The organism is Streptomyces sp. NPDC054956 (assembly GCF_053609185.1).
In genome coordinates this window covers 1-11,808 of sequence record NZ_JBSGXB010000243.1, presented here as the reverse complement: position 1 = coordinate 11,808, position 11,808 = coordinate 1, and the positions used below count along the sequence as shown (strand labels likewise).

Annotated in this window: 14 protein-coding genes; 9 read left to right on the top strand and 5 right to left on the bottom strand. The window is 72.7% G+C overall.

The window, feature by feature from the left end; translation table 11 throughout:
• Window positions 1-4: 4 nt before the first annotated feature.
• On the bottom strand, window positions 5-1,765 hold the full coding sequence (locus tag ACWGDE_RS28965; RefSeq protein ID WP_453391981.1) for an FG-GAP-like repeat-containing protein: 1,761 nt from the start codon (window positions 1,763-1,765) through the stop codon (window positions 5-7).
• Window positions 1,766-2,002: 237 nt separating this feature from the next.
• Between ACWGDE_RS28965 and ACWGDE_RS28960 the strand changes: the two genes are divergently transcribed.
• From ACWGDE_RS28960 to ACWGDE_RS28940, 5 genes are all read left to right on the top strand, one after another.
• Window positions 2,003-2,800, top strand: a complete 798-nt coding sequence (locus ACWGDE_RS28960; RefSeq protein ID WP_453391982.1) for a VOC family protein — start codon at window positions 2,003-2,005, stop codon at window positions 2,798-2,800.
• A gap of 132 nt (window positions 2,801-2,932) precedes the next feature.
• Window positions 2,933-3,544: a DUF3995 domain-containing protein gene (locus tag ACWGDE_RS28955; protein ID WP_453391980.1), complete on the top strand. Its 612-nt coding sequence runs from the start codon at window positions 2,933-2,935 to the stop codon at window positions 3,542-3,544.
• Window positions 3,541-4,083: an RNA polymerase sigma factor gene (locus ACWGDE_RS28950; RefSeq protein ID WP_453391979.1), complete on the top strand. Its 543-nt coding sequence runs from the start codon at window positions 3,541-3,543 to the stop codon at window positions 4,081-4,083. Before ACWGDE_RS28955 ends, ACWGDE_RS28950 begins: the two co-directional genes overlap by 4 nt.
• Window positions 4,080-4,544, top strand: a complete 465-nt coding sequence (locus ACWGDE_RS28945; RefSeq protein ID WP_453391978.1) for a hypothetical protein — start codon at window positions 4,080-4,082, stop codon at window positions 4,542-4,544. The genes ACWGDE_RS28950 and ACWGDE_RS28945 overlap by 4 nt, the downstream gene beginning before the upstream one ends.
• A 117-nt stretch (window positions 4,545-4,661) precedes the next feature.
• Window positions 4,662-6,098, top strand: coding sequence for a hypothetical protein (locus tag ACWGDE_RS28940; RefSeq protein ID WP_453391977.1), 1,437 nt, complete (start codon window positions 4,662-4,664; stop codon window positions 6,096-6,098).
• A gap of 1 nt (window position 6,099) precedes the next feature.
• Here the strand turns inward: ACWGDE_RS28940 and ACWGDE_RS28935 are convergent, their stop codons facing one another.
• Window positions 6,100-6,492 carry an ATP-binding protein gene (locus tag ACWGDE_RS28935; protein WP_453391976.1) on the bottom strand — a complete coding sequence of 131 codons (393 nt, stop codon included), beginning with the start codon at window positions 6,490-6,492 and terminating at the stop codon, window positions 6,100-6,102.
• A gap of 113 nt (window positions 6,493-6,605) precedes the next feature.
• Here ACWGDE_RS28935 and ACWGDE_RS28930 point away from each other — a divergent pair, with 113 nt between their 5' ends.
• Together ACWGDE_RS28930 and ACWGDE_RS28925 are read left to right on the top strand one after the other, a co-directional pair.
• On the top strand, window positions 6,606-7,430 hold the full coding sequence (locus tag ACWGDE_RS28930; protein WP_453391975.1) for a helix-turn-helix domain-containing protein: 825 nt from the start codon (window positions 6,606-6,608) through the stop codon (window positions 7,428-7,430).
• Complete coding sequence (locus ACWGDE_RS28925; protein WP_453391974.1) at window positions 7,427-7,672, top strand: DUF397 domain-containing protein; 246 nt, start codon at window positions 7,427-7,429, stop codon at window positions 7,670-7,672. The genes ACWGDE_RS28930 and ACWGDE_RS28925 overlap by 4 nt, the downstream gene beginning before the upstream one ends.
• Here the strand turns inward: ACWGDE_RS28925 and ACWGDE_RS28920 are convergent.
• Window positions 7,650-8,408: a TetR/AcrR family transcriptional regulator gene (locus ACWGDE_RS28920; protein WP_453391973.1), complete on the bottom strand. Its 759-nt coding sequence runs from the start codon at window positions 8,406-8,408 to the stop codon at window positions 7,650-7,652. The two genes, ACWGDE_RS28925 and ACWGDE_RS28920, sit on opposite strands and share 23 nt — an antisense overlap.
• A 115-nt stretch (window positions 8,409-8,523) precedes the next feature.
• Here ACWGDE_RS28920 and ACWGDE_RS28915 point away from each other — a divergent pair, with 115 nt between their 5' ends.
• Together ACWGDE_RS28915 and ACWGDE_RS28910 are read left to right on the top strand one after the other, a co-directional pair.
• Window positions 8,524-9,453, top strand: coding sequence for an ATP-binding cassette domain-containing protein (locus ACWGDE_RS28915; RefSeq protein ID WP_453391972.1), 930 nt, complete (start codon window positions 8,524-8,526; stop codon window positions 9,451-9,453).
• Complete coding sequence (locus tag ACWGDE_RS28910) at window positions 9,450-10,235, top strand: ABC transporter permease (RefSeq protein ID WP_453391971.1); 786 nt, start codon at window positions 9,450-9,452, stop codon at window positions 10,233-10,235. Before ACWGDE_RS28915 ends, ACWGDE_RS28910 begins: the two co-directional genes overlap by 4 nt.
• Before the next feature lie 38 nt (window positions 10,236-10,273).
• Here ACWGDE_RS28910 and ACWGDE_RS28905 read toward each other — a convergent pair whose 3' ends face one another.
• Both ACWGDE_RS28905 and hemB read right to left on the bottom strand, forming a co-directional pair.
• Window positions 10,274-10,546: a DUF1876 domain-containing protein gene (locus ACWGDE_RS28905; protein ID WP_453391970.1), complete on the bottom strand. Its 273-nt coding sequence runs from the start codon at window positions 10,544-10,546 to the stop codon at window positions 10,274-10,276.
• Window positions 10,547-10,662: 116 nt separating this feature from the next.
• On the bottom strand, window positions 10,663-11,664 hold the full coding sequence (gene hemB, locus ACWGDE_RS28900) for a porphobilinogen synthase (RefSeq protein WP_453391969.1): 1,002 nt from the start codon (window positions 11,662-11,664) through the stop codon (window positions 10,663-10,665).
• Window positions 11,665-11,808: the final 144 nt, after the last annotated feature.

The following is an 11,808-nucleotide window of genomic DNA, read 5'->3' as shown; positions in this document are numbered from 1 at the left end:
CGCGCTAGCCGATCGCGCGGATCGTGTTCCAGCCGCTCGCCCCGACCGTGGTGCGGGGTCCGTCCACCGGGTCGTTCGCGGCGTTGGTCCCGCCGGCGTAGAAGAGCAGGGTGCCCGTGCCCTCGTTCGTGGTCGCCCACAGGTCGGCGACCCCGTTGCCGTCCGCGTCGCCCGCGCCGGCCAGCAGCGGCCGGCTGCCGGTCCCGTAGCCGTGCCCGTACTCGGTGCGCTCGCCGAAGGTGCCGTCGCCGTGGCCCCGGTACAGCCACAGCTTCTGGTCGTTCGCGTCGCGTGCGAACAGGTCGGCCTTGCCGTCGTGGTCGGCGTCGCCCGCGGCGCTCAGGCTCATCGGGGACCAGCCCCGCAGCCCGATCTGGACCCCGGACTTCACGCCCGGGTTGGCCGCCGGGTTGCCCGCGTACAGCCACAGGGTGTCGCCGATGGTGGCGATCACGTCCGGGTAGCCGTCGCCGGTGGCGTCGCCGACGCTGACCACCTGCGAGTCCGTCGGGAATCCGGTGCCGATCCGCACCGGGGAGGCCAGGGTGCCGTCGCCGCGGTTCGGGTAGACGCGCAGTTCGCTGCCGACGCGGGCGACGAGGTCCTCGGTGCCGTTGCCGGTCCAGTCGCCGCGGTGGGAGACCGAGGCGCCCGCCCAGCCGCCGTTGCCGATCTCGGCCGGGCTGCCGGTGACGGAGCCGTTGCCGAGGCCGGCGTAGAGGCGGAGCTTGCCCGCGTCGTCCACGGCGACCAGGTCGGACTTGCCGTCACCGTTCATGTCGCCGGCCGCCGGGGCGCCGCGCAGCACGGCGGTGACGGGGGCGTGGTCGGAGACCCCGCTCGGCGCCACGCCCACCACGTTGGGGGTGGTGTCCATCCGCGCCGCGTCGATGGCGCAGGAGGCGAAGCGGCTCGCGCCGACCGCCTTCGTGGTGAAGAGGTGGTCGAGCTTGTGCCACGTGTGGCCGCCGGCGCCGCTGTTCGCGTCCGGGTCCCAGCCGTGGTACGTGTTCCCGTCGATGCAGTTGTCGTAGGCGCTGGTCAGGGGCGCCATCTCGGCCGCGCCGGCGTTGCGGTTGAAGTCGCCGCCCAGGACGGATCCGCCGGGCGCGTGCGCGTCGAGGAACGCCTTGACGTTCTTGATCTGCCCGGCGGCGCGGCTCGCGTCGCCCGGGATGATGTGGGTGGTGCAGGGCGTCGTGCTCCAGCCCTGAACCGCCACGCACAGCGCCGCGAGGGTCTGCTGGTCGTCCGGGGAGTCGGGCAGCGTGTTCTCGGACCAGGAGTCCGTGACGGTGCCCTTCACGGCCAGCAGGATGCCGAGTTCGCCGGTCAGGCCCGCGCGGCAGTCGGTGCGGCCGTCCGGGCGCGCGCCCTTGGCGTGCCGGATCGACCACTCGCTGCCGAGCCGCTCCTGGAGCAGTGCCATGTGGCTGCCGGGGGCGCCGCCGCAGACCTCCTGCAGCATCACCACGTTGGCCTGCCGCTCGTCCACGACCTTCTTGATCTCGTCGATCTTCGCGGCCGGCTCGTTGCGGTACGGGCAGTAGCCCACGCTTCCCCGGACGCCGCCGGCCTCGCCGCAGATGTTCCAGGACACGACGCGGATCTCGTTCTGCGCCGCGGCCGTCACCGCCGCAGGAGCGGCCTGGGCGGCCTGGGCCGCCTGTGCCGAGGGTGCGACGGCCAGCGAGGTGCCGAGGGTGGCCCCCATGGCCACGAGGGCCGCCGCCGCGGACACGAGCATCCGTACCGATCTGTTCAATTCCCCACCCGTTCCCGCCTGATGGCTGCCGGAGCCCCCGGCCTCCCCGTGCTCGCCCCCATGTTCGCCCTCGCCGCACCCGTCCGGGAGCGGCACAGCGCCGTATAGGGGGGTCGGGACCGGAGAGTGGGGTAGCCACACGGTCTTCACCCGTACGGCCCGCTTGGGCCCGGAGGGCCCGGGTAGGGGACGGGCCGTCCTTCCCCTACCCACCCCCCGGAGGGCCCCGTGCCCGACATGAACGGCCCCTACAAGCCCGGCACTCCCTGCTGGATCGACCTGATGGTTCCCGACCAGCAGGCCGCCCTCGACTTCTACTGCGACCTCTTCGGCTGGCAGGGCGAGATCGGCCCGGCCGAGACCGGCGGGTACTCCGTCTGCACCCTCAAGGGCAAGCCCGTCGCCGGGATCATGAAGGCGATGAACCCGGACGGCAGCGTTCCCGACCCGATGCCGCCGACCGTGTGGACCACGTACCTGGCCACCGACGGACTCGACGGCACCCTCAAGTCCGTCACCGACGCGCACGGCACGGTCATGATGGGCCCGATGGACGTCATGGACCTCGGCCGGATGGCCGTCGTCGCCGACCCGACCGGCGCCGTCGTCGGCCTGTGGCAGGCGGGCACCTTCGACGGCGCGGGCATCGTCAACGAGCACGGCGCCCTCATCTGGAACGAGCTGAGCACCGGCGACGTCCCCGCCGCGGCCGCGTTCTACACCGCGATCCTGCCGGTCACCACGGCCAAGTCCCAGATGCCGGACGCTTCGGACTACACGGAGTTCCAGGTCGGCGGCCGGGCGGTCGGCGGAATGATGGACCTGAAGAACCTCCCGCCGGGCACCCCGCCGAACTGGCTCGCGTACTTCCACGCGGACAGCGTCGACGAGATCCAGGCCGCCGCCGAACGGGCGGGCGGCTCGGTCCTGATGCCGGCCTTCGACATGGCGGCCGGCCGCATGGCCGTCCTGGCCGACCCGCAGGGCGCACCCTTCGCGGTGATCACGGCGAGCTCGCCGGAGCAGCCCGCCTGACCGGGAGGCCGCGCGCACCGCGGCCGCCGCACGTGTGACGGGGCTCACAGGGAACGTTTCCCCTGTGGGCCCCCTCCTCTGAGTGCCGGACGCTCGACGGGAGTCCGGCACTCACCGAGGAGGGGGCACACGATGAAGGACACGGCGAAGGGCCGCAGGGCAGAGGTCCGCGGGGCGGAACCGGCGGAACCGGCGGAAGCCCAGTCGCAGAACCCGCCGCTGAACCCGCCGCGGGAGGCGCCGCGGGAGGCGCCGCCGCACCCGCTGCCGGACCCGTCACCGCACCCGCTGCCGCACCCGCTGGACGACCGGGCCCGGCGCCGCGCCGGGCTGGCGGTCGCCGCGCTGCTCGCCGCCGACGGACTGGTCCACCTGTACTGGGCCACCGGCGCCACCTGGCCCGCCCCCGACGAGCGGGCGCTGTCCCTGGCCGTGCTCGGCACGGAGGTGTCCTTCGGGCCGCCCGTCGTCCTGCCGCTGGCCGCGCTCACCCTCACCGGCGCCGCCGCCGTCCTCGCCCACGCCCGCCGCCTGGGCGGCCCGCCCGTCCGCCGGGCCGCCCGCCTGGTCACCGCCGCCGTCGCCGCCGGGCTGGCCGTACGGGGCCTCGCGGGCCTGGGCTGGGCCGCCGGTCTCCTCGACAGCCCGGCGGACAGCCCCTTCCGCACCCTCAACCTCGTCCTCTACACCCCCGCCTGCCTCGTCTTCGGCTGGGCGGCGGCCCGTCTGGCGAGAGCCCGGTGAGCGCGCCGGCCGGCCCCCTCGCCGGGCCCCTCACCCAGACCGCCCGCGACCGCGGGGTGTCCCTCGCCCGCGCGGCCCGGGGCGGCAACACCCTGGCCCTGCACGACCTCCTCGACCACCTGACCCCGTACATCGCCCGGATCTGCACCCCGATCGCCCTCGCGGACGGCCCGGACGCCACCCAGGAGGCCCTGCTCTCCGTGTTCCGGTCCCTGCGCTCCCTGCGGGACCCGGAGACCCTGTACGGCTGGGTCCGGGCCATCGCCGTCCGCGAGGCCGTCCGCACCGCCCGCCGCGCGTCCCGCGACCGCCCGGCCGAACTGGCCGACGTACCCGGCCGGGACGATCCGCAGCTCGCCACCGACATCGAGGACGTCCTGGCCCGCCTCTCCCCCGCGCACCGGGCCGTCCTCGTACTCCGGGACGTGGAGGGCCTGGACGAGGAGTCCGCCGCCGCCCTGCTGGGCGTCCCGCCCGGCACCGCCAAATCCCGGCTGCACCGGGCCCGTTCGAGCTTCAGGAAGGCGTGGTCCGCATGACGCACGAAACGTACGAGACCCACGCGCCGAATTCGATCTCCCGCCTCCGCATCATGGCGGCCGGCGTCCCGGGAGCCCGGGTGGTCGAACAGGTCCTGCCCGCCCCCCTGGAGGCCGTCTGGGCCGTGATGTCCGACCTGGAGGGCGAATTCGGCCGCTTCCAGCCGGACATGCGCACCGTGCGCGTGCTCCGGGTCACGGGCGACCGCGTGGAGGCCCTGGCCCGTAGCAAGTACGGCCTGCGCGCCCACTTCCGCGGCGTCCTGCGCCCGGGCTGGTGCTGGCTCCAGAGCCGCTTCCTGATCATCGGCATGGCCGCAGCCCCGGAGCCGGGCGGCGGCACCCGCGTGGCCCTGACGGGCGGGGTACGGGTCCCGGGGCGCGGGGCGATCGTCCCGGTCGGTACGGAACGCGAACTTCACAAGGCAATGACCCGCTTGACCGCCAGGGTCGAACCCTGAGGCAGGGCGAGGATCGGCCATTCCCGGATCTTGGCGAACCTGTGATCTCTTTGCGTACCGGAATTCGCGCCACCGCGCATAACCTGAGCATGTTCAAAAGGGGAGGGAACCCAAGACATGCAGTTCAAGCGCATAGCCGCCGTAGCCGCCGCAGCAGTGGTCGGCCCGACGGTGCTCATGACCACGCCCGCAATGGCCGCCGACCAGGACCAGCCGGCGGTCTCCGTACCGGACTCCGCACCGAAGGACGAGGCGGCCGCGGCGGACGCCGGAGCCGGCGCAGCCGCAGCCGCAGGCGCAGGCGCCAAGCAGTCGGAGCCCTCGGGGCAGTCCGATCAGTCCGCGAAGAAGGGCCCGGACGAGGGCTCGGACGACGCACCCTCGGACCCCGGATACCTCGCGGGCCCGGGCATCAAGGTCCAGGGCGTCCCGAAGGACGGGTTCAAGGCCGACGGTAGCTGGACTCACCTGACCCTGACGGTCGACAACGCCGGTCACATCCCGGTCTCGCAGCACTCCGTGAGCCTCGGCGCCATGCAGTGGGACGCGAAGTTCAAGCCCTCGCAGATCAAGGTCGAGCGCCAGGTCACCGACCAGGGCGGGAACAAGACCTGGCGGCCGGCCGTGCTGCTGCCGGACGATTCCCTGAACCGCATGCCCGAGTTCGACCTCGGCAGCCCCCGGGACCTGGCCACGGACGAGTCCTACACGATCGACGTACGGATCAGCTTCGCCTCCGACACCCCGGCCGTGGCCTTCGAGTTGGGCGTCAGCGGCTCGAGCAAGGTGGGGGACCGCGTTCTCGGTACGCCGGGCTCCTGGGTGAAGACCAAGATCGCCGGAGCGGTCGGGGCTCCCGAGGACCCGGAGGCCGTGGCAGGCCCGAAGCTGACCCTGAACGGCGTGCCGAAGAGCGGGTTCGCGGCGGGCGGCAACTGGCAGGAGTTCTCGATCCACGTCGACAACGCGGGCAAGCCCGACCTCGAGCACCTCCTCGTCTGGTTCAGCATGTCCCGCCCCGACTGGGTGCCGATGAAGAACGGCCAGATCCAGGCAGAGGTCTACGGGCCGGACGAGCACGGCAAGGTGGGCTGGCACGAAGCGAAGGGCTGGTACTCGGACGGGTACTTCTACAGCTTCATGCTCGCGGACGGCCCCGTCCGTGCCGGCCAGAACTTCGACGTCAAGGTGCGCGTCCGGCTCTCGGCCGACGCACCCACCGGCTTCGTGACGGTGCAGGCACGCGGCGACGGCCCGGGCGACGAGCACTCCTTCGTGGAGTCCTGGTCCGTCCCGGTCCTGTCCAAGATCGTCCCCAATACGGGCAACCAGCCGGAGCCCGACGGCGGAGCCGTGCCGATCGTCGACAACGGCCCGGCCCCGCAGACCGGCGGCCAGGTGCCCACCGGCCAGACCCAGACCGCCGGCGAGCTCGCCGCCACCGGCGCCGACCCGGCCACCACCTGGGCCCTCGGCGGAGCCGGCGTGGCCCTGGCCATGGGCGCCGCCCTGGTCGCCGGCACCGGCCGCCACCGCCGCCGCACGACCGCCTGAGTCAGCGGCAGCGGAACTCGCACCACACGACCTTGCCCGGCGCCCGGGGCAACACGCCCCAGGCGTCGGCAAGGCCGTCCACGAGCCGCAGCCCCCACCCGGCCGGCGGCCCCTCCGTCATCCGCGAGAGCCCGGGCCCGCTGTCGTGCACCTCGACCCTCACGGTGGCGTCGAAGGCCAGCAGCCGCACCAGGTACCCCCGCCCGCGCGGGACCCCGTACCGCAGGGCGTTGGTCGCCAACTCGCTCACGCAGAGCAACACCTCACCGTCCCGGTCGACCCTCCCCCACGCGTGCAAGGTGTCACGTGTGAACTGGCGTGCAGCTGCGACTGTTCGCGGATTGCGCAGGTAGAGCCGCTCGCTCAGGAGCGCGGCTTGAGTATGCGGATTCACCCGGCGATCGTCGCGCGCAGTCACTAGCGTGGTGCCGAGCGCCGACCCGTACTCCGTGATGAGTACGGGTCGGCACGGGGTAGTGCACCTGCACGGGTGGGGAGTTCGCTGTCATGCCACCGAGGAAACGCGCACGGCCGAACGCGACGACCATGAAGATGGTCGGCACGCAGGTGGCCGCCGGCCGAGTCGCCAAGAACCTGACCCAGAAGCAGCTCGGCGAGCTGGTCCGTCTGGACGCGGAGACCATCGCGTCCATCGAGCAGGGCCGCCGCGCGCTGATGCCGAACGTCGCCGAGCTGATGGACCACCACCTCGGCCTGCCGGGCATCCTGACCATCGCGGCCGACGGGATGCCCGCCCTGGACGCGACGCCGCCATGGGCGGAGGAGTACATGGACCTGGAGTACAGCGCGATCGCCCTCTCCTGGTTCGACAACCAGGTCGTACCGGGCCTGCTCCAGACGGAGAACTACGCCCGGGCCGTCTTCGCCTGCCGCGTACCGGCCCACCCGGAGCCGGAGGTGGAGTCACTGACCGCCTCGCGCATCGCCCGCCAGGAGATCCTGCGCCGCGCCAGTCCGCCGACGCTGAGCTTCGTCATCTGGGAGGCCGTCCTGCGGGACCGGCTCGGCGGAGACGAGGTGTACGCGGAGCAGCTCCGACACCTGCGCGAATGCGCCGACCTGCCGGACCTGAGCCTCCAGGTGATGCCGCTGGGCCGTACGTCGCACGCGGGCCTCGACGGCCCGTTCATCCTCCTCGAAACGCCGGACCACCAGCACCTCGGCTACACCGAAACCCAGCGCGGGAGCCAGCTCATCTCGGACCCGGATGAGGTCAGCATCCTGGCGCGCAAGTATGCAATGCTGCGGACCCAGGCCCTCAACACCGAGCAGACGCGGGGCCTGTTGGGCCGCCTGCTAGGAGAGACATGAGCGCCACGACCGCACCGAAGTGGTTCAAGTCCAGCTACAGCGGCAGCGAAGGCGGCGCCTGCCTGGAAGTGGCCGTCACCTGGCGGAAGTCCTCCTACAGCGGCAGCGAGGGCGGCCAGTGCGTAGAGGTCGCCACCTGCGCGACCCAGGTCCACGTCCGGGACTCGAAGGTCCCGCAGGGCCCCGTCCTCGACCTGACCCCCACCGCCTGGGCCGCCCTCACGGAGTGGACCGCTCGCTGATCAGTCCGGCCAGGCCGTCCAGGATGCGGTTCAGGCCGAAGCGGAACTGGAAGTCCGGCTCGTCCGAGCCCGTGAACGCTTCGGACTCCAGCAGCCGCGTCACCGCCGGGTGGGTGTCCGGGCCGGTCATCAGCCGCAGCGTGCGTACGTACTGGCCCAGGACCTGGTCCGGCGCGACGCCGGACTTGATGATGGCGTCCATCATGTCCGCCGCCATCGTCGCCTCGTTGCGGACCAGGCCGCCGATCAGGATGATCGCCGAGATCTTCTCGCTCTCCCGCAGGGCGGTCCCGGCCATCGACGCGAGCCCGCGCTCCATCCAGGCGAGCTGGTTCGGGCTGACCGGTGCCCCGGTGAGGGGGATGCGCAGGATCCAGGAGTTGGCCATCAGGACGGCGCGCTGCGCGTACGCCCACTCCGACAGCAGCTCCCGCCAGCCCGAGACCCCGGAAGGGGCCGGCGGGGTGCCGACGCCCGCGTCGGCCATCAGGATGTACAGCTCTTCCTTCGCCGTGACGTACCGGTAGAGGGACATCGTCGAGACGCCGAGCTCCTTGGCCACCCGGCCCATGGAGACGGCGTCCATCCCCTCCCCCGCGGCGAGCGCGACGGCGGCGTCCACGATCCGGGGGAGCGTGAGGGTGGGGCGGGGGCCCTTGCCGGGGCGTTCGCGCAGGCCCCAGGCCATCTCCAGGCTCGCCGGGAGCCCGGTTTCCCCGTCGGGGTCCTTCGCCATCGCCGCCTCCTCCCTGATGAGTCGTTGACCCACATCCTAGTTCTGTGTATTACTTACACAGAAGCGCGTAACCCATACGCAGAAGACTCGTACGCAGAAGGGAGTGCGGTCCGCGATGACCACGACCCATGACCTCGGCATCCACGCCACCGCCCTGACCAAGTCCTACGGCGCCCTGCGCGTCCTCGACGGCATCGACCTCGCCGTCCCGCGCGGCAGCGTCCTCGCCCTCCTCGGCCCCAACGGCGCCGGGAAGACCACCACCGTCCGGATCCTGGCGACCCTCACCGAACCCGACTCCGGCACCGCCCGCGTCGCGGGCCACGACACCGCCTCCGCACGGGCCCTCGTACGCCGCTCCATCAGCCTCACCGGGCAGTTCGCGGCCGTCGACGAACTCCAGACCGGCGCCGAGACCCTGCGCATGATGGGCCGGCTGCGCGGACTGCGCCCGCGCGCGGCCCGGGCCCGGGCCGACGAGCTGCTGGACCGCTTCGGACTCGCCGAGGCCGCCGCGCGCACCGCGAAGACGTACTCGGGAGGCATGCGGCGGCGCCTCGACCTCGCCGCGAGCCTGGTCTCGCAGCCGCAGGTGCTCTTCCTGGACGAGCCGACGACCGGCCTCGACCCGCGCAGCCGCCAGGACCTGTGGGACCTCGTACGGGAACTGCGCGCGGACGGCACGACCGTGCTGCTCACCACCCAGTACCTGGAGGAGGCCGACCGGCTCGCCGACCGCGTCGCCGTCCTGGCCGAGGGGCGGATCGCCGCCGAGGGCACGCCCGCCGAACTCAAGTCCCGGGTCGCGGGCCACCGCCTCGACCTGACCCTGGCCGACCGGACCGCCTACGAGGCGCTGACCCCGCGCGCGGTGCACCTCGTACCGGACGAACTCACCCTGGGCCTGCCCACCGACGGCAGCGCCGCCCACGTGCGCGCCCTGCTCGACGAACTCGACCCGGACCGCACCGGCATCGCCCGCTTCGCGGTGCACACCGCCACCCTCGACGACGTGTTCCTCGCCCTGACGGGAGCCTCCCGATGACCACGACGACCACGCCCACGCGCACGCCCACGCGCACGCCCAGCGCGGCGTTCTCGCTGGCCGGGCGCAGCCTGCGCATCAGCCGCCGCAGCCCGGACGCGCTGATCGCGGCGCTGATGCTGCCCGTGATGCTGATGCTGATCTTCGTCTACTTCTTCGGCGGCGCCATCGACACCGGCACCGCGTACGTGACGTACGTGGTCCCCGGCGCCATGCTGCTGTGCGCGGGCTTCGGCGCGGCGAGCACCGCCGTCAGCGTCGCGGACGACATGAAGAACGGGATCGTCGACCGCTTCCGCTCCCTGGACATCGGCGGCATCCCGATCCTGGCCGCCCACGTCACGGCCTCCGTCCTGCGCAACCTCCTGTCCACCGTCCTGGTCCTCGCCGTCGCCCTCGCCATCGGCTTCCGCCCCCAGGCGGGGCCGCTCGCCTTCCTCGCGGCGGCCGGGCTGCTGCTCGCGTACATCACGGCGATCTCGTGGCTGGCCGCCGTCCTCGGACTGCTCGCCAAGTCGCCGGAGGCGGCGGGCGGTTTCACGTTCCTGATGATGTTCCTGCCGTACCCGTCCAGCGCGTTCGTCCCGATCCGTACGATGCCGACCTGGCTGCACGGCTTCGCCGAACACCAGCCGCTGACCCCGGTCATCGAATCCCTGCGCGCACTGCTGCTGGCCCAGTCGGCCGGGAACTCCCCCTGGGTGGCACTCGCCTGGTGCGCGGGCATCACGGCGGCGGCCGTGGCCCTGGCGGGCGTCCTGTTCCGCGGCCGGACCCGCTGACGGCTCCCAGTGGGGGCGGTCAGGGGCCGGCCGGACGCTCAGCGATTGAGCGGATAGGAATGACGGCCCGTCGCCTCGTCGATCTCGGCGTGGGCCTTCTGCAACATCTGGGACGCGATGTCCATGAGCGCGCGAGCGCCCGCTATCTCTTCCCCGACCCTCAGCTGCTCAGGGTCCGAGGGGTGGCGCATGGCGTAGCCGTGCGCCCTGATCTCGGAGCCGTCCCCGAGCCGTACCAGGGCCGCCGCACTGGTGCGGTGGCCCTCCTCGGTGAATTCGAGATCCACATGCCACCCGACGAGTGTGGACATGCTGCATCACCTCCAGGGACTCACCCTGCTTCCAGAGTGCGCCTGCCCCCGACACCCCGCGAGCCGGACACCACGCGGCGGCCGGGGCCTGCGGTCGCGAACCCCGGCCCCCAGCCCTACCGCTCCGCCCGCAGCCACTGGGCGACCTCGGTCGCCCAGTACGTCAGGATCGTGTCCGCGCCCGCGCGCTTGATGCCGAGCAGGGTCTCCAGGATGGCCCGGTCGCGCTCGATCCAGCCCTTCTCCGCCGCCGCCTCGATCATCGCGAACTCGCCGCTGATCTGGTACGCCGCCACCGGTACGTCGACCGCCTGCGCGACCCGGTACAGGATGTCGAGGTAGGGTCCGGCCGGCTTGACCATCACCATGTCCGCGCCCTCCTCCAGGTCGAGGGCGAGCTCGCGCAGCGACTCACGGGCGTTCGCCGGGTCCTGCTGGTACGTCTTGCGGTCGCCCTGGAGCGAGGAGGCGACGGCCTCGCGGAAGGGGCCGTAGAAGGCCGAGGAGTACTTCGCCGTGTAGGCCAGGATCGAGACGTCCTCGTGCCCGGTCTCGTCCAGCGCGTCGCGGATGACACCGACCTGGCCGTCCATCATCCCGCTGGGGCCGACCACGTGGACGCCCGCGTCGGCCTGGACCTGCGCCATCTCGGCGTAGCGCTCCAGCGTCGCGTCGTTGTCCACGCGCCCGTTCTCGTCGAGGACCCCGCAGTGGCCGTGGTCGGTGTACTCGTCCAGGCACAGGTCCGACATGATCACCAGGTCGTCCCCGACCTCGGCCTTCACGTCGCGGATCGCGACCTGCAGGATGCCGTCCGGCTCGGTGCCCGCCGTACCCCGCGCGTCCTTGTTCTCGTCGGCCGGAACCCCGAACAGCATGATCCCCGCGACGCCCGCCTCGACCGCCTCCACGGCGGCCTTCCGCAGCGTGTCCCGCGTGTGCTGGACCACGCCCGGCATCGCCGAGATGGCGAGCGGCTCGCTGATTCCCTCCCGGACGAACGCCGGGAGGATCAGGTCCGAGGGGTGCAGCCGGTACTCCGCGACCATCCGCCGCATCGCCGGGGTGGTGCGCAGCCGGCGGGGCCGCGAGCCGGGGAAGGATCCGTACGCGCTCATCTTCAGTCGCCTCTTCGAGCATCGAGAACAGTCACGCCCCAGCCTAGGGGGTGGCCCCCGGCGGGACCGGGCGGAACCGGCCCCGTGCGGCGGGCCGCCCCCGCCGGGAACGCCGCGGGGCCCGGGCGCGCATCGCGCCCGGGC

Coding starts and splice junctions, on each gene's coding strand:
- ACWGDE_RS28960 (WP_453391982.1), top strand. CDS start 2,003: ATGAACGGCCCCTACAAGCCCGGCACTCCCTGCTGGATCGACCTGATG.
- ACWGDE_RS28955 (WP_453391980.1), top strand. CDS start 2,933: ATGAAGGACACGGCGAAGGGCCGCAGGGCAGAGGTCCGCGGGGCGGAA.
- ACWGDE_RS28945 (WP_453391978.1), top strand. CDS start 4,080: ATGACGCACGAAACGTACGAGACCCACGCGCCGAATTCGATCTCCCGC.
- ACWGDE_RS28940 (WP_453391977.1), top strand. CDS start 4,662: ATGCAGTTCAAGCGCATAGCCGCCGTAGCCGCCGCAGCAGTGGTCGGC.
- ACWGDE_RS28930 (WP_453391975.1), top strand. CDS start 6,606: ATGCCACCGAGGAAACGCGCACGGCCGAACGCGACGACCATGAAGATG.
- ACWGDE_RS28925 (WP_453391974.1), top strand. CDS start 7,427: ATGAGCGCCACGACCGCACCGAAGTGGTTCAAGTCCAGCTACAGCGGC.
- ACWGDE_RS28920 (WP_453391973.1), bottom strand. CDS start 8,408: ATGGCGAAGGACCCCGACGGGGAAACCGGGCTCCCGGCGAGCCTGGAG.
- ACWGDE_RS28915 (WP_453391972.1), top strand. CDS start 8,524: ATGACCACGACCCATGACCTCGGCATCCACGCCACCGCCCTGACCAAG.
- ACWGDE_RS28910 (WP_453391971.1), top strand. CDS start 9,450: ATGACCACGACGACCACGCCCACGCGCACGCCCACGCGCACGCCCAGC.
- ACWGDE_RS28905 (WP_453391970.1), bottom strand. CDS start 10,546: ATGTCCACACTCGTCGGGTGGCATGTGGATCTCGAATTCACCGAGGAG.
- hemB (WP_453391969.1), bottom strand. CDS start 11,664: ATGAGCGCGTACGGATCCTTCCCCGGCTCGCGGCCCCGCCGGCTGCGC.